General features: G+C 33.6%; 22 protein-coding genes. 1 reads left to right on the top strand and 21 read right to left on the bottom strand.

Going from position 1 to position 21,980, the window contains the following annotated elements; all coding sequences use genetic code 11:
* Positions 1-259: 259 nt before the first annotated feature.
* A complete protein-coding gene (locus DFR79_RS08020) occupies positions 260-934 on the top strand; it encodes a TetR/AcrR family transcriptional regulator (RefSeq protein WP_133514991.1) in 675 nt (224 codons plus the stop codon).
* A gap of 60 nt (positions 935-994) precedes the next feature.
* Here the strand turns inward: DFR79_RS08020 and DFR79_RS08015 are convergent, their stop codons facing one another.
* From DFR79_RS08015 to DFR79_RS07915, 21 genes are all read right to left on the bottom strand, one after another.
* Positions 995-2,575, bottom strand: coding sequence for a BCCT family transporter (locus DFR79_RS08015; protein ID WP_133514990.1), 1,581 nt, complete (start codon positions 2,573-2,575; stop codon positions 995-997).
* Between the two features lie 93 nt (positions 2,576-2,668).
* Positions 2,669-3,988 carry a betaine reductase selenoprotein B gene (gene grdH / locus DFR79_RS08010; protein ID WP_133514989.1) on the bottom strand — a complete coding sequence of 440 codons (1,320 nt, stop codon included), beginning with the start codon at positions 3,986-3,988 and terminating at the stop codon, positions 2,669-2,671.
* An 18-nt stretch (positions 3,989-4,006) separates the two neighbouring features.
* On the bottom strand, positions 4,007-5,332 hold the full coding sequence (locus DFR79_RS08005; protein ID WP_133514988.1) for a glycine/sarcosine/betaine reductase component B subunit: 1,326 nt from the start codon (positions 5,330-5,332) through the stop codon (positions 4,007-4,009).
* A gap of 54 nt (positions 5,333-5,386) precedes the next feature.
* On the bottom strand, positions 5,387-5,857 hold the full coding sequence (gene grdA, locus DFR79_RS08000; RefSeq protein WP_111570994.1) for a glycine/sarcosine/betaine reductase complex selenoprotein A: 471 nt from the start codon (positions 5,855-5,857) through the stop codon (positions 5,387-5,389).
* Between the two features lie 240 nt (positions 5,858-6,097).
* Positions 6,098-7,138: a selenide, water dikinase SelD gene (gene selD / locus DFR79_RS07995; RefSeq protein WP_133514987.1), complete on the bottom strand. Its 1,041-nt coding sequence runs from the start codon at positions 7,136-7,138 to the stop codon at positions 6,098-6,100.
* Between the two features lie 63 nt (positions 7,139-7,201).
* Complete coding sequence (gene yedF / locus DFR79_RS07990; RefSeq protein WP_133514986.1) at positions 7,202-7,783, bottom strand: sulfurtransferase-like selenium metabolism protein YedF; 582 nt, start codon at positions 7,781-7,783, stop codon at positions 7,202-7,204.
* Between the two features lie 80 nt (positions 7,784-7,863).
* Positions 7,864-8,118, bottom strand: coding sequence for a DUF3343 domain-containing protein (locus DFR79_RS07985; RefSeq protein WP_133514985.1), 255 nt, complete (start codon positions 8,116-8,118; stop codon positions 7,864-7,866).
* Between the two features lie 86 nt (positions 8,119-8,204).
* Positions 8,205-8,969 carry an acyl-CoA dehydratase activase gene (locus DFR79_RS07980; protein WP_133514984.1) on the bottom strand — a complete coding sequence of 255 codons (765 nt, stop codon included), beginning with the start codon at positions 8,967-8,969 and terminating at the stop codon, positions 8,205-8,207.
* A gap of 12 nt (positions 8,970-8,981) precedes the next feature.
* On the bottom strand, positions 8,982-10,133 hold the full coding sequence (locus tag DFR79_RS07975) for a double-cubane-cluster-containing anaerobic reductase (protein WP_133514983.1): 1,152 nt from the start codon (positions 10,131-10,133) through the stop codon (positions 8,982-8,984).
* Positions 10,134-10,273: 140 nt separating this feature from the next.
* Complete coding sequence (locus tag DFR79_RS07970) at positions 10,274-11,158, bottom strand: uroporphyrinogen decarboxylase family protein (RefSeq protein WP_133514982.1); 885 nt, start codon at positions 11,156-11,158, stop codon at positions 10,274-10,276.
* Between the two features lie 4 nt (positions 11,159-11,162).
* Complete coding sequence (locus tag DFR79_RS07965; protein ID WP_133514981.1) at positions 11,163-11,999, bottom strand: putative manganese transporter; 837 nt, start codon at positions 11,997-11,999, stop codon at positions 11,163-11,165.
* The gene (locus DFR79_RS07960; RefSeq protein WP_133514980.1) at positions 11,984-12,928 is read right to left on the bottom strand and encodes a CobW family GTP-binding protein; all 945 of its coding nucleotides are present in this window, start codon (positions 12,926-12,928) and stop codon (positions 11,984-11,986) included. The genes DFR79_RS07965 and DFR79_RS07960 overlap by 16 nt, the downstream gene beginning before the upstream one ends.
* A gap of 12 nt (positions 12,929-12,940) precedes the next feature.
* A complete protein-coding gene (locus DFR79_RS07955; RefSeq protein WP_133514979.1) occupies positions 12,941-14,662 on the bottom strand; it encodes an ASKHA domain-containing protein in 1,722 nt (573 codons plus the stop codon).
* Entirely contained in the window at positions 14,663-15,664 is a 1,002-nt protein-coding gene (locus DFR79_RS07950; RefSeq protein ID WP_133514978.1) for a uroporphyrinogen decarboxylase family protein, read from the bottom strand. It lies immediately after the preceding gene.
* Positions 15,665-15,682: 18 nt separating this feature from the next.
* Positions 15,683-16,726, bottom strand: coding sequence for a uroporphyrinogen decarboxylase family protein (locus DFR79_RS07945; protein WP_133514977.1), 1,044 nt, complete (start codon positions 16,724-16,726; stop codon positions 15,683-15,685).
* Positions 16,727-16,731: 5 nt separating this feature from the next.
* A complete protein-coding gene (locus DFR79_RS07940; protein WP_133514976.1) occupies positions 16,732-17,376 on the bottom strand; it encodes a corrinoid protein in 645 nt (214 codons plus the stop codon).
* Between the two features lie 102 nt (positions 17,377-17,478).
* Positions 17,479-18,285, bottom strand: a complete 807-nt coding sequence (locus tag DFR79_RS07935) for a DUF169 domain-containing protein (protein WP_133514975.1) — start codon at positions 18,283-18,285, stop codon at positions 17,479-17,481.
* Positions 18,286-18,311: 26 nt separating this feature from the next.
* Complete coding sequence (locus tag DFR79_RS07930; RefSeq protein ID WP_166638014.1) at positions 18,312-19,145, bottom strand: MetQ/NlpA family ABC transporter substrate-binding protein; 834 nt, start codon at positions 19,143-19,145, stop codon at positions 18,312-18,314.
* 94 nt (positions 19,146-19,239) lie between these two features.
* Positions 19,240-19,899 (bottom strand): methionine ABC transporter permease, encoded by a 660-nt coding sequence (locus DFR79_RS07925; protein WP_133514973.1) that lies wholly within the window; start codon positions 19,897-19,899, stop codon positions 19,240-19,242.
* On the bottom strand, positions 19,889-20,863 hold the full coding sequence (locus DFR79_RS07920; protein WP_133514972.1) for a methionine ABC transporter ATP-binding protein: 975 nt from the start codon (positions 20,861-20,863) through the stop codon (positions 19,889-19,891). The genes DFR79_RS07925 and DFR79_RS07920 overlap by 11 nt, the downstream gene beginning before the upstream one ends.
* 41 nt (positions 20,864-20,904) lie before the next feature.
* On the bottom strand, positions 20,905-21,969 hold the full coding sequence (locus DFR79_RS07915) for a uroporphyrinogen decarboxylase family protein (RefSeq protein ID WP_133514971.1): 1,065 nt from the start codon (positions 21,967-21,969) through the stop codon (positions 20,905-20,907).
* Positions 21,970-21,980: the final 11 nt, after the last annotated feature.

The raw sequence follows: 21,980 nt of genomic DNA, 5'->3' as shown, positions 1-21,980 counted from the left end.
CATTTTGAATATTTTTATTATAATTAAAATTAGTGGTGATCTATTACTATTTACTTACATTTTATGGTAACTATCATATTTTATTTGACGTTATCGTAAATTTACATTTTAAAAATATTTGGGTTTATAACTTATATTTAGAAATATCTTTGTTGAAAAATATATGGTACTGCATTCTTGCATTTTTTTTAAAGCTGTTGTATCCTTAATAAATACAGATAACTTAGCTTTTAAAATTTTTAAAGGATGTGTAATAATCATGATTGACTTTGATAATAAAGACATTAAGAAAAAACGAATACTCAAAATATTTATTGAAGCAGCTCGCGATTTAATTGAAGAAAAGGGCATTGAAAAAGTAACAATCCGCGGAGTTGCTAAAAAAGCCGGTTATAATAGTGCTACAATCTATAACTATTTTGATAACTGCAACCAGCTGATATTTTTTGCCTCACTTGATTTTCTGGGTGAATACAGTCAGGCAATGCCGGATTACATAGCAGATGCTGAAGATGAAATAGAGAAATTTATAAAAATGTGGGAGTGCTTCTGTAAATATTCTTTCGAAAATCCCCAAATTTATTATGCAATTTTTTCAGATAATATTGGAGAACATCCCGAAATTTTAATGAAAAAATATTTCGAGCTCTTTCCGGAAAAATTAGGCACCCCACCTACTGATTTATTGCCTATGCTCTTAGATCCTGATCTATCTCACCGTGCTGCTATTGCTTCCAGACCCTTAATCGAAAATAATTTTCTTCAGGAAAAGAAAGCTCGGCAGATGGATAATATGATTACCTATATTTATCACGGTATGTTAACCTTAATGGTTAATGAGAGAATTGAATACAGCAGTGAGCAGGCATTAGAAATTATCAGCAGCCAAATTCGAACAATTTTAGAAAATGCAATCTGCTGTCATCAAAAATAATGGAAAATCCCCCGGCATTATGCCGGGGTTTTTTATTTCTTATTTATTGCTGACTTTAATTTAGGCTTTTTCTGCTACTGCTAATTCCTCTTCTTCCATGTGGTCTACTGAAACATCAGCTACTTTATCAATATCAACAACACCTTCTACTTTTGCATCAGCTTTTAAGGCTTTGATCATAGCTAACATGGCAAAAAGCATAATGAAAGCAAAGGGGAAAGCAGCTACAATTGAACCAGTCTGCAGCATACCTAAACCTCCGGATAACATCAGTGCAATAGCAAGGCCTGACTGAATTATTCCCCAGGTTATCTTTAATTTTGCTGAGGGATTTTGATTACCCTTATCAGATAACATACCCAGCACAAAGGTAGCCGAATCTGCGGAAGTAATAAAGAAAGTTATTAAAAGAACTACTGCAATAATGGAAATCAAACCACCACCAGGATAATACTGCATCACTTCAAAAAACGCAGTCTCTGTTACAGCAATAGCATCTTCAGCAACTCCCATTCCGGTTTCAATCCCCATAGTACCTAAAATAGAGAACCAGACAAAAGAAGCAAGTGTTGGAGCAAATAATACACCACCAATAAATTCTCTAATTGTTCTACCTCTAGAAATTCTGGCAATGAAAGTGGCAACAAAAGGTGCCCAGGCTATCCACCAGGCCCAGTAAAATATGGTCCAGGCTCCATACCAGCTATCTTTACCAATTTTAAAGCTATCGCGAACTATATTTGAAAAATAAAGCCCAAAAGTATTGGTAAAGTTATTGATAATTAAGATAGTTGGACCAATAATTAAGCAGAGAACCATAATTACTCCTGCGAGAGTTATATTTGCATTAGATAAATATTTAATTCCTTTGTCAACACCAGTTATTGCCGAAATCATAAACAATAATGTAATGACCCCAATAACAATTAAACGTACAAGATTAGTTTCTGGAACTCCAAATAAGAAATTGAAACCACTGGTCACCTGCAGTGTTGCCATTCCCAGCGAAGTTGCTACACCAGCAACTGTTGCAAAAATTGCTAATATATCAACAATTTTACCGATTGTTCCCCTGGCTTTTGCTTCTCCAATTAACGGAATAAATACACTGCTTATTTGTGCTGGTTTATCATGTCTAAACTGCATATAGGCTAAAGCCAGTGCCAAAACTCCATAAGCAGACCAGGGATGAAGTCCCCAGTGTAAAAATGATGTTTTTAAAGCAAAATCCGCAGCCGCCGCAGTTCCACCCTCCATACCCAGAGGATTAACAAAATGATTTAAAGGCTCTGCAACTCCCCAGAATACGAGACCTACTCCCATTCCTGCACTAAATAACATTGCAAACCAGGAAATAGTACTAAATTCCGGTTCTTCATCAGGTTTACCCAGTCTAATTTTCCCATATTTACTTAAAGCAGCCCAGATACAAAATATTACAAAGAGAGTCATTGTTATTAAATAGAGCCAACCAAAATTATCAGTCAGATAATTAAATAAACTGTTTGCAACTCCACTAAAGCTGTCCGGCATTGCTATTCCCCAGAGAACAATTGCAAAAACCACCACCAGAGAAATCATAAATACTTCTCTGCCTCTTTCCTTAATTATATTACCATGTGCGTCTTTACGTTCTTCCATCTACTTCACCCCTTAAAATCTGTTATATTTTTCACTTAAATTTAAGTTAAAGACCCCTACCCCACCTGTAAAGGAGGGGTAAGGGCTCAATATTTAGATTTCTACATCAAAGACTTTTTGCTCTTCAATCTCAGTTGTTAGAGCGTCTAAAGCTACTCCAACTCTGTGATATCTTAACTCCCACTGTTCTTCTTTACTTGTAGAAGGATCACCTAATGGATAAGGGATAGAAATAGTTGGAACCATTCTATTAGCACCAACAGTTTTTGCTACAGGAATCAAGTTTGCCATCTGAACCACTGTAAAACCAGCTTTTTCAATTTCTTTCACCATTGTTGCACCGCAACGTGTACAGGTACCTCAAGTGGATGTTAAAATAACTGCCTGAACATTGGCATCCTGTAATTCTTGAGCTATTTCCTTACCCATTCTGGCAGCCTCTTTCTGAGTAGTACCAGTTCCTACTGTCGAATAGAAGTAGTCATGTAATTTACCTATTCTACCCTCTTCTTCATATTTACGCATTGCATCAACAGGAACCACTACATTAGGATCAGCATCAGCTGCAGCAGGGTCATAACCAGCGTGAATAGTTTTAAAATTATTAGAGTCTCTATTTTCTAATCTATCCATACCACTAATATCATATTTACCCCATCTTGTAGCAGAGGCAGACTGTATTTTATCTGGATTATCAACAGGTACAATACCACCTGAAGTCACTAAAGCAATAGTTGTTTCACTTAAATCTTCGATTGCTGGAGCAATTTCTACCAGATCTAATTCAGGTATGGGTAGTTCACTTTCAAATTCTTCACCATTAATCTTTTTCAACAGCATATCAATTGCTCTCTCATATGCTGGAGTCTCATCTTCTAAGAAATATTGATGTCTAATACCACGTTTATAATAACCTTCCTCTTCTGCAGGTAATAATTTTTCTCCATTCAGAATCTTATTTCCAAAGTCGGTTATTTTTTTAACATCATCTCTCATTTTTGCAGCACTATGTCCACCCGGGAAGATATAAATATCCTTCTTAAAGACTTCAACACCGGGGTTCTCAATATTCATTGATGAAATTACAGGTACATCAAACTCTTCTTTTACTGCTTTACCAATTTCACCACAGGCCATACCATAACGTCCAGCCTGAAAAGCAGGTCCAGCAAAGAAGATATCAAAATCCACATCTTTTAAAAAGTCAAGAATAATTTCTACAGCTTCCTCAGTATTACTTCCCATAAAGTTATCTCCACAGATTACAGTATGAGTAACTTCTGCATCAAGCAACTGATCATAAAGCATTGCTGCTCCGACTTTTTCTTCTCTTATTTCAGGAGCATGATCTGCAACATCTTCTCCACCTATCTGACCAAAAAATTGGTTTAAATATACAACTGCTTTTTTCATTAATTCCACCTCCCCGGCTTAAAATTCTTTCATTGTTTTTGGAGACCAACCAGCAATACGATCTCCACAGAACATTGCATTATTTTCCATAATAATTGAACCGTCTTCTTTAACTGAAGAACCAAGAATTTCATCATCTTCCCAGCCTCCAGATAATCCATCTCTGGCAAGTGCTTCTAATTCTCCAATTACCTCATCCATAGGAGGTAATTTAATTAGTTCAGATACATTTCCTGTAGAAACAAGTGCATCTGCTTTTGGATCTAAAGTTACTAATGGCTGTGAGCCACCATCTCTTCCTGTTGCTTCATTACTGACACCAACTGTTTTTACGCCAGCATCCTCTAAAGCTACAAGACAGCCAATGTAATCAGCATCTGGATTTCCGTATCCTTCTTCTGTTACTATTGCTGCATCAACACCAAGAGATTTGGCCATTTGAGCCACAAATTGTGCTGAACGCTCTTTCTGCTCAAGCGCAACATTTAAGTTTGACATAATCACACCAACAAAATTAACTGTTTTCCCGTGTTCCTGATAAAGTCTTCTAATCAATGGGAAATTCTGAAAATCATAAGTAGCCCATTTTGAAGAACAGGGCATAAAACTGCCGGAAATCATTGCTCCATCCAGAATCTCATTAGGATGCATAAAAGTTGGAAGCATTCTATTTGTATCCCAACCATAGTTTAAATCATTATATCCTTTTTCTTCCATCTGAGATTGCGGCTGCATTACAATTGCAACGCAAGGAAGTTCGTCTAACTCTTTAGATCTTTTTGTTAAAGGTTCCAGCTCATATGTATCTGTATCTTCTGGCTCTAAATCTTTAACTGCTTCACCTAAATATTCTGCAAGTCTCATTCCGGCCCATCTCAAGGCATGATTTTTTTTCTGCTGTTCTCGCTGCTCAAATTCTTCATCAGTATCAGCAACTAAAACAACATTTTTTAAAGAGGAAAAATGTGTATATTTTGCACCTTCTCCTCCCATGTCAATTAGTCCGTCCTGGAAACCACCCCAGTGTTTTCCTACAACTAAAACACTCATATCTTTCAAGCAGCGAGTTTCACCTTCACCAGCCTGCCTGAGTTTTCCAGTTACACCAGGAAAAACAGGTCCTCCCCCTACGCGGAAGCGGGGTTCAATTGCTTCTTTAACTGGTACCAGACGAACCATATCTCCAGGCTTAACTATTCTCAAGTCTGCCTCAGTAATATGATTATCTTTAAAAACCACTTCTAATGCTTCTTCTTTATTGATAGTCAGTATTCCATCATCAAAAGCAGTTTTGGCACCGAACTCAATATCTTTTACATAAAAATTTCCGAGTTCAAGTTTCACCGCGGTCCACCCCTTTCTTAGTAATTAATTCACAATCTTATCCAGAATATGCTTTTACTTATATTCTGAATACTTCTCGCGATAGGTTTTTACCTCTTCTACAATAGCATCTACATCTAATACCATTTCCATCATACTGATTTGATCATCATAAACCTGATCATCAATTTCAGATTTGATTTCTGGCTCCACGACATGATAGCACGCGAGTCCCAACGGAACTCCTGCTAATGGTCCTGCAAAGGTTGGATCACCATTTGTTACAGTTTCACAGGCTAATCCAGAAGCTTCTGCTTCTGCACCACCTAAGATAACAACAAGGTTCTCCGCACCGTGCTTATCAGCAAGATCTTTTATTCTCTGCTGATTTTCCAGGTCCATAGCTCCTGCGCTTGTTCAGACAAAGCACTCAGTTGTAGTAAATACAACTTCATCTGCACCAGTTGTTTCAATACATTCTTCAATAGCTGGTCCAGGGATACCATCACGATCGCCTAAAATAGCAATCTTTTTACCTTCTAACATGAGTAACACCTCCCTATATTTTTATTTTCATCATTTTCGCAATATTATAATACCATAATCATGATTATATGTCAATCATGATTGTGATTTTTTTTACTACTTTTTTAGAAATTTTCTGTATTTAAATTTAATAAGAGAACTTTTTATTAAATACTAAACAATTAATTTTTTCTATTATAAAAATAAATCCTCTTAAATCAGAATTAATCTTTCTAACTTAAGAGGTAAATAATTACTAATTTATTTCCAGTTTATTTTAATTCCTTTTTTACCTTTTTGTGCTTTTGCGATTACAGCAACATCAAGTTCTTCAGCATAAAGATCAATTAATAGCTCAGCTGCATCTTCTTCTGCCACTGAAATTAAAAGTCCACCTGAAGTCTGTGGATCATACATTAAGTCATAGAGTATTTGATCTCTCTGTCCACTTTCGCTGACAAATCCCTGATAATTATCTCTATTTTTATAGGCACCAGCAGGTAAAAGTCCTGATTCGGCGAATTCTCTTACTCCTGCAAAAATTGGAATCTCTGGAGCTTCAATTTCGATTTGCAGACTGCTGTTTTCCGACATTTCTAATAAATGACCAATTAGACCAAATCCTGTTACATCTGTACAGGCATTAATCTGATACTGGTCAAAATATTTTAAAGCAGTATTATTTAAAGTTAACATTGAGTTTACTGCCGGATTGCTCTGATCACCACTGGTAAATCCACCTTTAATCGCCGACACCATGACACCTGTTCCCAGTGGTTTGGTTAAAAGAATGAGGTCACCCTCCTTAATTCCAGAATTGCTGAGCAGATCATCTGGATCAACTATTCCAGTAACAGAAAGACCATATTTAGGTTCTTCATCTACCACCGTATGGCCGCCACAGAGGCTGGCTCCAGCTTCTTTTACTTTATCGGCACCTCCCTGCAAAATCTGAGACAAAATTTCCTCTTCCAGACAGGAAGGAAAACCTGCAATGTTCATTGCTAAAATCGGCTGTCCTCCCATTGCATAGACATCACTTAAAGCATTAGCAGCAGCAATCTGACCGAATAAATAGGGATCATCTACAATGGGAGTAAAAAAATCAAGAGTCTGGATCAAAGCTAATTCTTCAGTTAAACTATATACAGCAGCATCATCGGCCTTATCCAGCCCGATCAACAATTTCTCCGAATCAGCAGGAAAATTAACATGACGCAGAACCTGCGCCAGAGCCTTTGGGCCCATCTTGGCTGCTCAACCAGAAGTTTTACTGTAATCAGTTAATTTAATTTGAGACATAAAATCACCAACTTTCTATTCTTTAATTTAATTATTTTTTAAAAGTTTAGAGTTTTTTTAAAATCAAATTCGCACAACCTGCTCACGATTAAGGTTATCAGCGATCTCAAACATATTACTTATTTCTCCAACTTCTACTTCTTCCTGCAGACCATAATAGTCAATACAGGTTCCACAGAGAAGTATTTCAACTCCTTTATCCTCAAGCTCTTTTAAATAAGAAATAACATCTTTTTTGACAGCTAATTTAACTCCAGAATTTAGAAAAATAATTCTTTTAGGCAGAGGATCTAACTCTTTAATAGTAGAAATAAAGCCTTTAATTAAGATTTGACCCAATTCTCGTTCTCCATCTCCCATAGTATCTGTTGGAATTAAGTAAATTTTAGCCCCATTATTTTTAGAATTAGTACCCTCATTTTCACTATCACTACTTTTTGATTTTTTAAACATGACTCTAAATTCAGTTTCCGATTCTTCTACAACTGAAACTTCAGCTCCCATTTTATTTCCTAATTTAGTTAAATTTGAAGCAGCAGTCTGATTATCAACAATTACTAATACTTCTCGATTAGAAGTTATAGCTTTCTTAGCAAGTACAACTGGTTTAGGACAGGCTAAACCTTTAGCATCAATTTCTTTCATTATCAATTCCTCCAATTTTTAAATAAATTATGTTATGATTTAAAGTTTTATTCTCTATATTCTAAACCCATTTAAATTAATTATTTAGAAATTCTTTTAAAATCCTTCCCATTAATTTGGTATATATCCTCATATTCTATATCATTTTCACTACATACCTTTTTTACCTTTTCAAAGTCTTGAGTATTAATTCTTCCAGATAAACCACAGGAAGAACTGATCTGTCTGGGAACTGGAGTAACTTTTATATTTATTTCATTGTTTTTCAACTCTCTTTCAAACTTTAAAGCCAGATGAGTTGAATAAAAAGTAAACAATAGATTATATTCTTTCAAGATGATAGCTCCTTTGTTATATTAATATTCTTAAATACTACATATAATTTTGATAATTCACAAAATAAAGGCCCTACAATTACTTATTATAACATATCTTTTGAGATCAAAGCCGCTCCAATAGCACCAGCAAACTGAGAATTCGAATAACTGAAGACTTCTGTTTGCAGCTTTTTACTTAACTCATTTTTGATAACTTCACTCTGTGCCAGACCACCTGTGAAAAGAACTTTTTCCTGAAAAGTAATTTTACTTAGCAAAATATTAATTCTATCTATAATCGAGTCAATAATCCCCCCAGCTATTTCGCTTTTGCTGACTCCATCAGCTAACAGAGAAATGATTTCTGACTCGGCAAAAACAGCACACATACTGCTAATCTTAGCTTTTTTGTCATCTTTTACTAAATTATCCAGGTTATCAATTTGTTCTTCTAGAGAATTAATTGTCATCTCCAAAAATTTTCCTGTTCCAGCAGCACATTTATCATTCATCACGAAATCAATGACATCACCAGCATCATTTAAAGATATTACTTTACTATCTTGACCACCTATATCAATGATTGTTCTAATCTCTCTGTTAAGATAATAACCGCCTTTACCGTGACAGGTTATTTCTGTCACAGTTTTATCAGCAAATCGCTGAGAAACCCGGCCATAGCCAGTGGCTACAACTCCTTTTATATCTTTAGCTTTTAAATTATTAGCCTCTAATAAGTAATTGAGTGTCTGTTCCCCACTTTTTTGAGGATTCCAGCCAGTAGGTAATACTTTCTTATCTACAATTTGATTTTTAAAAAGAACTCCTTTACAGCCAACTGAACCAATATCAATACCAATATAATACATTTTATAGCTCCTTTACAGCATTTCTAAAAATGCAGTTAAGCGAGTTCCTAATTGTCCCTTATCTGACTGCGAATAATCTGTTTCAATATTGATGTAAGGAGTATTAGATTCTTTTAGTTCGTCTTTAATTCTTTTTGTCTCAACATTATAAGTATGACAGGCCTGCAAAATCATATCTACAACTCCATCAACCTGATATTCTTCTACTAATCTGTTTATTAGTTCAACCCGATTATCATTAGGACTCATACAGGAACAGGGAGTATTTAAATATTTTTCTGCAATTGCATCAATTGGATTTTTATCCTGATCTACAGTCTCCTCATTTGGTTTTAAGCCAGTACAGTTTTCCAGACAGACTACAGAACCACCATTATTTTCAATTGCCTCAATAACTTTCAAAGTAGCAGCCCCCATTGGACAGCCAGTAACTAAAATCCGCGGTGCATCTTTGCTAATTCTTTTTTCTCCTTGATTGTACTTAGCTAATACTTCTTCAGTTATTTTCATGGTTCTCTGATTGGCTATTTCTTTATCAAATGTATAATTGGATCTATTTATAACTTTAAAAATTTCAGTTCCATAAATTGGGGAAGGGTTTAATTTTGCCAGTTCATAAAACTCTTTTAGAGTATTTCTTTCCTCATTTTTGATTTTTATTTCTTTTTCTAAACGCTCTTCAGTAATTTCTGTCTTAAATTTTTCTTCTAATCTTTCTTTTAATAATACTACTTCATTTTTCCAAAAATTAAAATCAGCTTCTCGCTGAGATGATTGAGGCAGCTGCATAACATGAACAGGAGTGACTTCATCTAAGTATTCATACATTTTTTTCTTGCCATCACAGGTTGTTTCACCAACAATAATATCTGCAAAATGAAAATATGGACATTTATCTGTAATTGCAAATCCATAACTTGATTTTATCAAGGGGCATAAATTTCTAGGTAAATCTTTTTCTGCCTCATCAATAGTGTCATTGCTTGTGCTGCATAATGTCACTGGAACAGCATCAGCAGCACTTATCACCTCGTAAGGTGTAAAAACACAATAGGTACCTACAACATTCTTGCCTTCTTTTTCTACCAGATTTTTCATTGCAACTGGACCGTGTCCTTTTAACTCTCCATCTAAATTATTGAAAATTTCTTCTATACTCTTCATTATTTATTTTCCTCCTCAAATAAGTATCTTTAAATATTTTGTCTCAGCTTCTAAACTTTTTTTCATCACAACAGATTCAGGTCAATCAATACATTTTTTATCTAACTCTTTTGCTTTAATCACTTCTTAAGTTTTTAAATTCAAAAATTATTATCCAGCTCTAATACCCAGATAAAATCTCTTTCTTTCTTCATTGGTGTCATTTTAATACATTTGTGTCCTATAAATTTTATATCTTTATGATTCTTTAATAATTTAGATATTGCTTCTCCATAACTAATACCCGCTTTAATTTTTCTTGGAACCGACTTAATAAATCCTAAATCTTCAAATGCAATTGATGTTTTAGCACACAAATGAACTATCGTTCCATCTAACCTATCTTCAACTTTCTTCAATACATTATAAGTAATCTGACCACTTAAATCTTTATATATTTTTGGGCCAACAATATCTATTGCCCCGACTGGATCAGCATAAGAAATTATCTTAGCCCCTTTATTAATTCCTGTTAAAATATATTTTACAATGTTATCTTCAATTACTTCCATAAATTGATTGACTACTTCCTTATTTTTTCTAATCCCTCTATAAAAGTCCATTGGATCGATTAAAGAGGATACGATCGTAAAAGGTCCTTCTACACTTAATGCAACTAGCTCACCTTCTTTATTTAAAGTTTCAACTGCATCTAAAACCTCCCTTATTCTACCTTTAGTTAGATCTAATTCTTCAATATCAACTAAATCTTCAACACTACTAAATAGATAATTATTAACCCTTGGCCCCCTCTTATTATCACCAAGCTTGATATCTGCTCCTAAAGCTTCAGCCTCTACTGTTACACAAAAGGGGACTCTACAAATTTTATCATTCTTATCTTCCTTTAATGCTTTAGCTAAAATAGCTATATCCTTTTTATTGGCATGAGCTTTAGGAAAACTTAGACCAGTATTATCTATAATATCCTGTGGTATCTTTTCTAAATTATCACCTGTACATTTAAAATTTACGGTTGGCTTCATAATATCAACCTCCAAAAATATAAATAGTTTCTCCAATTAACAGACTAAATCCTAATAATAAGGAAATTACTTTAACTGCTTTTTTAAATGGTAATTCCTTCAAGATGATTAAGATTCCATAACCAGTATTAGCAGATAATCCAGCTAATAAAGCCCCAAATCCAACTACTCCTTTAATAAAACCTTCAGCCAAAATCACAGATGACATACAACTTGGTAACATACCTATTAAGACTGCATAGATAGGTTGTAAAAAAGTATTCTTGCCTAATATCACACTAATAGCATCTTTACCAATACTCTTTAGAGTAAGATTAAACAAAAAGACTGCTGCAACTAAAAAAATAGAGATCTTTAAGGTATAAATTATATTCTTAACAATTATATTTTTATGATTTATACAGCCCGAACAGGTTAAATTTGAATCATCTTTAATATAATTATTAATTTTTTTACCACTTGTAAAAAGATTAACTAGATATCCAATACTGACACCAAGTAATATTTTAATTAAGACTAATTTAGCTATAAACCCTATTTTATCAGGATGAGATCCAATAATTACTAAAGCTTCATCAGAACTAGAAATAAAGATTGCTAGCATCATCCCTAAAGTTATATAACCATTACTAAAAAGTCGAGCAAAAGCAACAGGGATTGCACATTGAGGAAGTATACCTAACAACCCTCCACCTAAGACATCATAGTTAGCAAGCTTAACAAAAAGTTTATTATTCTGATTAAACTTAAGCATTAGATAATCAACAGCTAAAAATATTAAAAAAACTAATGGTATAACTTTTCTTACATCTTTAATGCTATCAATTAAAATTGCAACCAATCTACTACTCCTCCATCTTGAACTCTAAAGAGCTCTTTAATCTTAGCCTCATCTAAATCCTTACCTATTAAGCATACTCTACCGCTTAAATCAGATTTGCTGCTGTCAATATTATAGCCACCATTTGTATAACTAAATTCTAAATTCCTTTTAAACCCTGATAAAAAACCCTTACCCCGCAATACTCGCCCATAAAGAGGGTTATCTAATTGAACCAAAATATAATTTAATTCTTCTCGACTATACTGATTAGAAGTTTCTATAGCAAAGGTATCAAGATCATCCTCGCTACAAGGTTTATATTCTGTATGAAATATATCTTCAAGATCCATTATTGGTTTATCATCTAATAGTCCTTTAATATCATTTAAAGATAATTTATCCCAACTTTTAGTTAATAGCTCTACCTCATCATTTAGCTTTCGTAAAGAAGTAATTGTTTTAGCTCTTCTTTCTTGATTGACAAGCTGAGTCTTACTTAAAATTAATGTAGTTGCATTTATTATCTGATCTTCAAAAAACTCACCAAAAGCTTCACGTTGCTCTAAATAATTTAAGCTATCAACTATAGTAATTAATGTATTGATAGTACATTTGTCAATAAATTTGGGTTGGTTTAAGATATCTATTATCTCACTGGTAATACTTATCCCCGTAGGTTCAACAATAATTCGTTCTGGATTAAATTCTACAATTACTTTCTCTAACATTTCTATAAAATCATCCTGCATTATACAACAGATACAACCAGTTGATATCTCAAAAACATCAAAGCCCTCTCTTTCAATTAACTCACCATCAATGCCTATCTCTCCAAATTCATTTTCAATTAAGACTACATTCTCTTTTTGATACGCTTTCAAGAGTCGTTTTACAAATGTTGTTTTACCTGCCCCTAAAAATCCTGATATAACATCTATTTTTATCATTTATATCCCCTCTTAAAAGTTTAATTCTTTAATAAAATAATCTTGAAAGTCTTCTTTCCTTGATAATTCTAACACCATTATCTTTTTTCTTAGTTCAACCATTTTATCTAAAACATTGGTATTAACTAAAGCCTGCCTGGCTCCTTGAGCAGATGAATTACCAACAAAAGTTATTTCCCCACTAAATCCTTCCGGAATGAATCCTACTTCTTTAATACTTTCAGGATTGATATGATAACCAAAACTTCCTGCAATGATAACCTCTTTGACATTAACAATAGAGATTCCTATCTCTTCTAATAACATTTTTACACCTGTAGCTATGGCTCCTTTAGCTAATTGAATCTGCCGAATATCCTTTTGAGAAATATAGATATCCTCAGTTATGTAAAATTTTTTGTCCCTAAGACGAGCTTTTAATTTTTTGTTTAAATTTTTATTGAATCTACCATTCTTTAATATAATCTTTCTGTTCACTAAATTAGCTGTAATATCAATTAATCCACTACCACAAATTCCTTTAGCTTTCTTATTGGCAATTGTTTTATAAGAAATATTAAAATTGTCATCGATACTAAAAGCTTCTATTGCCCCCACTTCTGCTCGACAGCCACAGGCAATGTTCATCCCTTCTAAAGCCGGTCCTGCTGCCGTAGATGTAGCAGCCATTTTATCATCAGAAATTACAACTATCTCACCATTAGTTCCAATATCGATAAAAATTGTAGGAGTTTTTCGGCTATCAAATTCTGTTGCTACAACTCCAGCTATTATATCAGCACCTACATAACCAGAAACGGAAGGTAATAAACTTACTTCAGCATTTTTATTAATTTTTATTCCTAATTCTTTGGCCTTAAAGTCCAGTTTCTCTAAAAAAATAGGACGATAAGGGGATCTAGCTATTGAAGCGGGGTTAACCCCCAGAAAAAGATGAAGCATAGTGGTATTTCCTGCAACTATTAGGCGATAGATATTATCCTTATTATATTCATCAGTTACTAGTTCATCTATAATCTGGTTAATCTTAGTCAATGTCATATCTTTTAAGTCAGCTGCTCCAGTTTCCTGATTAATACAATAGCTTATTCTGGAGAGTACATCTCCTCCAAATTCTGTTTGTGGATTTAAATCGGAAATTTTATTTAAAATAACTCCCGTCTCTAAATCAACTAGATAAACAGTCAATCCTGTTGTTCCTATATCAAGCGCCAATCCTAAAATATCTCCTTGATTTAAATCTATTATTTCATCATTATATAAAATTCCAGTTAAATCAGATATTTTATCTCTTTCTAACTTTCCTAATTTAGTATATAACTCTATAGATGCAAGTTGATAATTAAGTTCTTCTAAATAAGGCCTACCACTATCTTGATCTATTATTGGCAATGAAACCTTTTTTACTTCACTATTAACTTCTGTATCTATAAAATATTGTTTATCTATAGACTGTAATTTATTCTGACTTGCTAATAGCTCAATCTCTACTGGTCCAGTGGCGCGTGCTAAACAGGCTAATCTAACTCCCTCTTTACCAATAATAAATTTCTCTTCTTCAAAACTAGGATTAGATACCTCCCCTATAACCTTTACCTGACATTTCCCACACTTCCCCATTCCATTACAGGGAGTTTCAATACTTAATCCTGCTTTTCTAATACACTCTGCTAATTTAGTTCCTGCTTCCACTTCAACTGTTAGGTCATTATTCTTAAAAGTTACATCAAGCATTTACCTATAAGCTCCCTCCCTAACAAAATCAGTCATTATCTTCAGCTTATCTATTTGAGTGGCCATGCTTAGGCCACAAGCTGGAGCAACTATATCAACACCTTTATTGATACAATTTTTTGTAGCAGCTATTATCTTATCTTTTCTTCCTCTATGGAGTAATTGGGTATTTACATTACCCATCACATTTGTCTTAAGCCTGGATTTAGCAAACTCTATATTAACAACAGAATCAAAACTTAAGGCATTAGTATCTATTAAATTCAAGCTATCTATAATCACCTTTGTATTTCCACAAATATGAATAATTACAGGTACATCTACTTCATGAAGTTTTTCTACTATTTTCTTATAAAAAGGAACAGCAAACTTCTCAAAATTCTTAGCACCTAAGATTTCACCAGTTGCACTGGGGTCAGAAATAGCAATTACATCTGCCCCTGCTTTAACCATCTCTAAAGCATAATCAATTAAATAATTATTAACGTACTTAAAAAAGTTATATATTTTTTCAGGATTTTTATGTAACATCTTAAAAGACTGAAGTGGGTCAATAATTGAAGTTGCTGTACTAATATGACCAGTTAAATTACCAATTACAGGTATATTATCATTCTTAAGTTTATTAATGGCTTCCAGAACAACAGACATTCTTTTCTCCTGCTTAGGATTAATCTTCTTCTTCATAATATCTTCAATCTGATTTTTATTATATTCTGTTACTCGTGGTTCAATATTTTTATTTCCTAAATTAACTTTTACACCACAGGGTTCACATTCAACTGTCATACAAAAAGGTACCCCATAGTTTTCAAAACCTGTTAGCTCATAAACTTTTTTTGCAATTTGAACCATAGTTTTTTTGTCTGCATTATGGTTCTTTTCCAGGTCTGTAACAATTTCACTAACAGCTGCATTCATCATTCCACCCGGACAGATTACAGGAGGTCGATCTACTTCTTTTCGAGCTAAAACTTTCAGCAGTCTTTCTTTTTGGTTCAATCTAAACACCCCCTAAATTTAGTAGTCATAAGTACCATAACTTCTAGCTGCATCCATAAAAGCTTCAATATGTTCCATAGGTACCTCATTAGAAGTTTCACATCCCGTTGACAAGAAGAAACCAGGAGTATATCCTTCCATCTTATCTATAGCTTCCTTACAAACTTTATAAATCCGTTCTACTGGACCAAATAATAATTCATCAGCAGGGTTAATATTACCTAATACAACTGCTCGTCCCCCAACCTTCTCTCTAGCAATCTCTAAATCACATTGATCTATACTAATTACATCTGCCCCAGTATCAGCCATTAGATCAACAATTTTATGTGTCTTACCACAAATATGAAAAGGGATCAATGCTCCTAGTTCATGAGCTAAATCGACTAATTCTTTATTGTAAGGAAAAGCAAATTCTTTAAACATCTTAGGACTAAACAAGCTTCCTGAAGCAATAGGTTCTAAAATAATTGGCATTGCCTCATAGCTTACTATCTCTTTAATAAAATTCTTACAACTATCAGTAGCTAACCGTAATAATTTGTGACATAAGTCAGGATCTTTATAGGTATCCCGCACAAATCTTTCTGTTCCCCTTAATGTTGCAGCAGTTGTTAAGGGACCTGAAAAACAGACTGACAAAAAAACTTGGTCTGCTAACTCCTGATTTAAAATTTCTAAAGCATCATAATAGACAGGCAGTTGCCCATCATCTTTAGTAGCAACTTTAACTTTATCTAAGTCAGCTCTTGACTTAATAATTGGATCATCACAATTTGCTGGCTCATCTATAGAGTACACAAGCTTTTGGCCCATTGCTTCAGCTACATAAGAACAGTTAGTAAATAAATAAACCAAATCATAACCAAACTTTTCAAAAGCAGCCATATGTGCTTTAGCCATTACCTCACCATCTAGTTGAAATTCTTTGACTGTCTTTCCAATCAAATGAACTGTATTAGCAGTTACTATAGGCATCGTAATTATCCTATCTACTGCTTCACCAGACAAAAATGCCCCCACCCTCTCTTTCGGGGTTAGTAAATCCGCTCTTCTTTCCAATCCAATCACCCCCAGACTATTTTTTTTATTTCTCTAACTGCTGAATTAGCATCTTTTGTATATAAATCAGCACCTATCATATCTGCAAATTTTTGTGAAATTGGCCCGCCACCAATTAATACTTTATATTTATTTCTAATGTTTTCGGCTTCTAATTTTTCAATTACAGTTCTCATGCCATCCATTGTTGTAGTCATTAAGGTTGACATACCAATGATATCTGCTTCAACCTCTTCTGCCTTTTTTACAAACTTATCCAATGGTACATCTCTTCCTAAATCATAGACTTCAATACCTGATGTTTCCATCATTATTCCTACTAAATTTTTGCCTATATCATGGGTATCTCCTTCTACAACTCCAATAACTACCTTAATTGGTTTTCCCATATCGTCTGCTTTTAAATAAGGTTTTACTACATCCAATCCAGCTTTCATTGCATCAGAACAGATAAGAACTTCTGGCAGAAAATATTCTTCTTCTTCATATAATCTGCCAACCTCATCCATTCCAGCTATTAGACCACTTGTTATTGTCTCATAAACTGGTATATTTAACTCCAATGACTTTTTACATAGTTCAACAACTTTATCTTCTTCCATCTCTATTAAAGAACCACTAATCTTCTCAAACAACTTACTTTTTTCCATTTTTAGATTCTCCTTTAAAAAATTTATTCTGGCTCTTTTTCTAATGCTGCTAACAATCTGATAAGTATCAGCAGTATATAAATCTAATTCTCAGGAATTAATTTATTTTTTAAAAAACAAATTTGAGTCATATCTATGTAATTTATCACCATAACTATGGTTATAAGTTATACTAATATCAGAAATCTTATTTTCCTTAAGTTTTTTTTCAATCACTTTTTTATTCTTATTATTTTCTACCGGTGTAACTGTAGAAAAAAGTCCATCTACCATGCCTCTAAATTTATTTGCAGTAATCCCAATCCCAACTTCATCTTTCTCAAACCCATTTCTTCTTGCTCCTGCACAGAGAAGAGAGAAACTAATATTATTAGTTTCATATGGATAAGCAGTACATTCCGAACAAATAGCTTGATTTCCCATCATTTTAAAAGCTGAATAGGGCCCATAATTGTAAGTATAACCCTGAACTAGTCTCATTGCATTAAATGGATTAGTAATAATAATTATAATCTGGGGATCTATATCAAATTCTGCTAAAGGTTTAATTTCAAGCCCATAAGCACTATGATTACAGATTGATATATTATTAGTTGCTTCCTTAGCAGTGGGCAGATCTTGATATAAACCACAGCCATCATAATATAATCCTGCAGCATATCCTTTATCTACCTCCACTATTCCTAACGCTCTAGCTCCTGCAAAACAGCCAAAATTATCAAAATTAACTTTCATTTTCCCACCTGTTGATGCTTTTCTGACCATTCTACAATAAGACATTTTGCTTTTTGGTTGGGGAGCATTTGTCTCAGCAAAGCCTTCTTCATTAAAGATAAATCTAACTCCAACTAGCTTCCGTTTCATCTCTAAAACCGAATTTATTTTTGTTACAATTCTAGAATAATTCATAATCAATAACCACTCACTCTCTAACTTTAATTTACGCGAACATAAGCTCCAGGAAATTGTTCTCTCATGAATTCAGCAGTGCTATCACTTGTCAATGCTTCTTCTAACTTTTTAGCCCACTTAGTACCCTTATCTTCTTCTCTAACAACTAATATATCCGCAAACTTTTTCAGACTTTCTTTACTATCCCAAACTATAGCACTTGTAGGGTCTTTATCGGCAAGTAACATATGAACACCATAAGTTGCCCCGGCATCTAAATCAATTAAAGACGCCACTACTGAATTACTCCTGCCCATCTCTATAATATCTAATCCTTTATAATTATTTATGATATCTGCTTTACCTGGAAACTCAACTCCGTCTTTTAATTCTATTAACCCATGATACTCTAAAGTTTTTAGTGCTCTTGTTCTATTACTTGGATCAGATGGAATACCTACTTTATCTCCCTTTTTAAGTTGATCTAAATCAGTTATCCTTTCTGAATAAATACCAAATGTACAAGAAATTCCATTATCACTATAAGCAACTAAATTTCCATCACGATTTTCATTATAAGCTTTAAGATAAGGCTGGTGCTGATAAAAATTACAATCTATACTTCCTTCTGCCAACGCAACGTTAGGTTGGACTATATCATCAAATAGCTTAATCTCCAGTTTATAATCACTTGTTTTTTCAAATTCTTTACTGGCAAACTCAACTATATCTACAAAATATGAAGTTGTTCCAATTACTATAGTATTTTTTTCAGCTTGAGATTTGGAAACAGTTCCTGCACTATTATCCTGGATTGAGCATCCTGTAATTGTTATTAGTAGCAATATTGACATAAAAATTATAATAAGTTTTTTCAAAATTAATTCACTCCTTAAGTTTTTTATAAAATATATATTATTCGCGAAACTAAAAATCATCTTCTCTTAAATTCTAACTATTAAACAATCTACTTTAGCTTAACTTTCTATATAATATATTCCCTGTTGTTTGAATAACTTGAACTATTATTATCAAAATAATCACTGTTCCATACATTATAGTGTCATTAAACACTTGATATCCATAAGTAAGAGCTACCGTACCTAATCCACCTGCCCCAACTGCCCCCGCCATTGCAGTGGCTCCTAATAACAAAATTATGGCAAAAGTAATTCCAGAAACAATAGAAGGAATCGCTTCTACAATCATAATTTTGAATATTATCTGAAAATTAGATGCACCAAACGATTTAGCTGCTTCAATAAGTCCATTATCTACTTCCTTTAAACTGGACTCTATAATTCGAGTTATAAATGAAGAACCTGCTATTACTAAAGGAACTATAGCTGCATTAGATCCTATTGAAGTACCTACAATTAACCTTGTAAAAGGGATTAAAGCTACAATTAATATGATAAATGGGAAAGACCTCACTATATTTATAATAGTATCTAATGCTTGATAAAATAACTTATTAGGACTCAGTCCATTTTCATCGGTTATTACCAGTAATATTGCTAAACCAAATCCAAAAATTGTAGATAATAGAGTCGAAAAAGCAACCATATATAAGGTTTTTCCAAGTTCTGGAATGACTATTTGTGTTAACAACTCTAAATTATTATGGCCCATTTTCCATCACTTCCCAGTTGAGATTAATGTCATTTAAATAGTTAAATAAAATTGATTCGTTTTTCTGGTCTATATTTATTACTATCGAGCCTAAAGTGTCTTCTCTATATTTTTCGAGTTTCCCCCATACCAGAGAAAAATCTAAATCTAAACTCCTTGCCATTCTTGCAAGCAAAGCACTGCCAACTTCTTCTCTAGAATATGTAATCCTTACATTTACCCCTTCACAGGGAAGTTCATTATTATCTTCCTCTCCTAGCAATTTTCTTAATACATCTGGTTGATTTAAAAATACTTCTCCTACCTCTCCTTTTACTACTATTTCGCCTTTGTCTAGAACAGCTACCTTATTACAAACCTGTTTTATTACAGGCATCTGATGGGTTACCACTACTATAGTTATATCTAACTTCTCATTTATTTCTCTTAATAATGATAAAATCGACTTCATTGTTCTAGGATCTAAAGCAGATGTAGCTTCATCACAGAGTAACATTTTAGGTTTAAGAGCAAGAGCCCTTGCAATTGCCACCCTTTGCTTCTGACCACCACTTAAGCATCTCGGCTTAACATCAATTTTTTCCTCTATTCCAACTAAATTCAATAATTCTCTAACCCGTCTATCAATTTCATCATTTTTATAACCCCAACATTCCAGCGGTAAAGCAATATTCTGATAAGCAGTCTTCCTCTCCATCAAAGAAAAATGCTGGAATATCATTCCGATATCCTTTCTAAATTTTCTTATCTCTTTACCCTCATAATCTTTCACCTCAAGGTTTTCTACCTTTAGAGTGCCACTATCGTAAGTTTCAAGACCGTTTATGCATCTTAATAGAGTAGACTTACCAGCACCACTTTGGCCAATCAAACCATATATATCTCCCGATTTAATATTTAAATTTATATCATCTAAAACCTTTAACTCACCAAAACTCTTACTCAAATTAGTAATCTTTATCAAATTAATTACCCTCCTGCTTTTATATATACTAATCTTTTCAATTAATCGTATTTTCCAAAGTCATTAACTGCTTTTATTAATGCCTGAAGATTAGCCGAAGGAGTAAGTGGTGGTAAAGCACAGGCTGGCATTAGAACAAATCCTCCCGGATTATATTTCATCTTGTTTATAATTCTTTTGGCCTCTATATATACTTCTTTTGGAGAACCTATCTGCAGCAAAGTAGTATCTAAGTTCCCACCAACAATATGTTCCCTGCCAAAAGTTTCAGCAACATGTTTAATGTCCATCTCCCCGCCAATTGAAATAAGTGATCTAGGAGCTAACTTTATCTCATTAATCCAGTAAGTTAAATTATTAGTATGATTTCCACATAAATGGATTGTCCACCTTTTAACTCCCTTATTAATTAACTTATTATGTATTTCCTTCACATAGGGAAGACTAAACTTAGCAAACATCTCTGGCGAAAGCAGTGCATGACATTCATTCGGATAGGTTGAAAACGCACTGCAATTTTCAGCACCAAATTCTTTTATAAACCAATTTGCTACTTCTAATAAGTAATCTGTTGCTATTCTAAGTAATCTATGTACTAACTCTGGCTTTTGATACATCCATCTCATTAACAGCTGTATATCAGCTATATCACTTGCAACCCCTAGTGGGGATCCAGCTGAGATTGATATTTTTAAACCATTTTTTCTTAAAATACTATTGAATTCAAATCTTTTTTTTGCATAAATTGACTCCTTAGGATTAGGAACTTCTAATCCTGCAAGATCTTCAGGACTTTCTACTCTTCTCTTAGTCACTTTAGGTAGAGAAACTTGATCAGTCTCAGGAATCTTCAAATCACCGCCAAAGTCCAAAACAGTACCATTTGGAATATTATATGAGGGGCCAGCATCATGTCCATGAAGATATTTAGCCCAGATTTGAGCTTCATATGCTTTACGTGGATTCAAATAGTATTCATAAGAACTCATATTGCTGATTCTAGCCGCATAAGTACTGATAGACATATTTACAGGAACCCGATCTAACTTTTTATTCAAAAATAATTTTTTCATGCGAGGATTATCTTCAGCCTTACCTTTTGACACTCAATATCACC

This window comes from Halanaerobium saccharolyticum (assembly GCF_004362045.1).
GTDB lineage: Bacteria > Bacillota > Halanaerobiia > Halanaerobiales > Halanaerobiaceae > Halanaerobium > Halanaerobium saccharolyticum_C.
The sequence above is the reverse complement of the archived record's forward strand: the minus strand, read 5'-3'. Positions and strand labels throughout refer to the sequence as shown.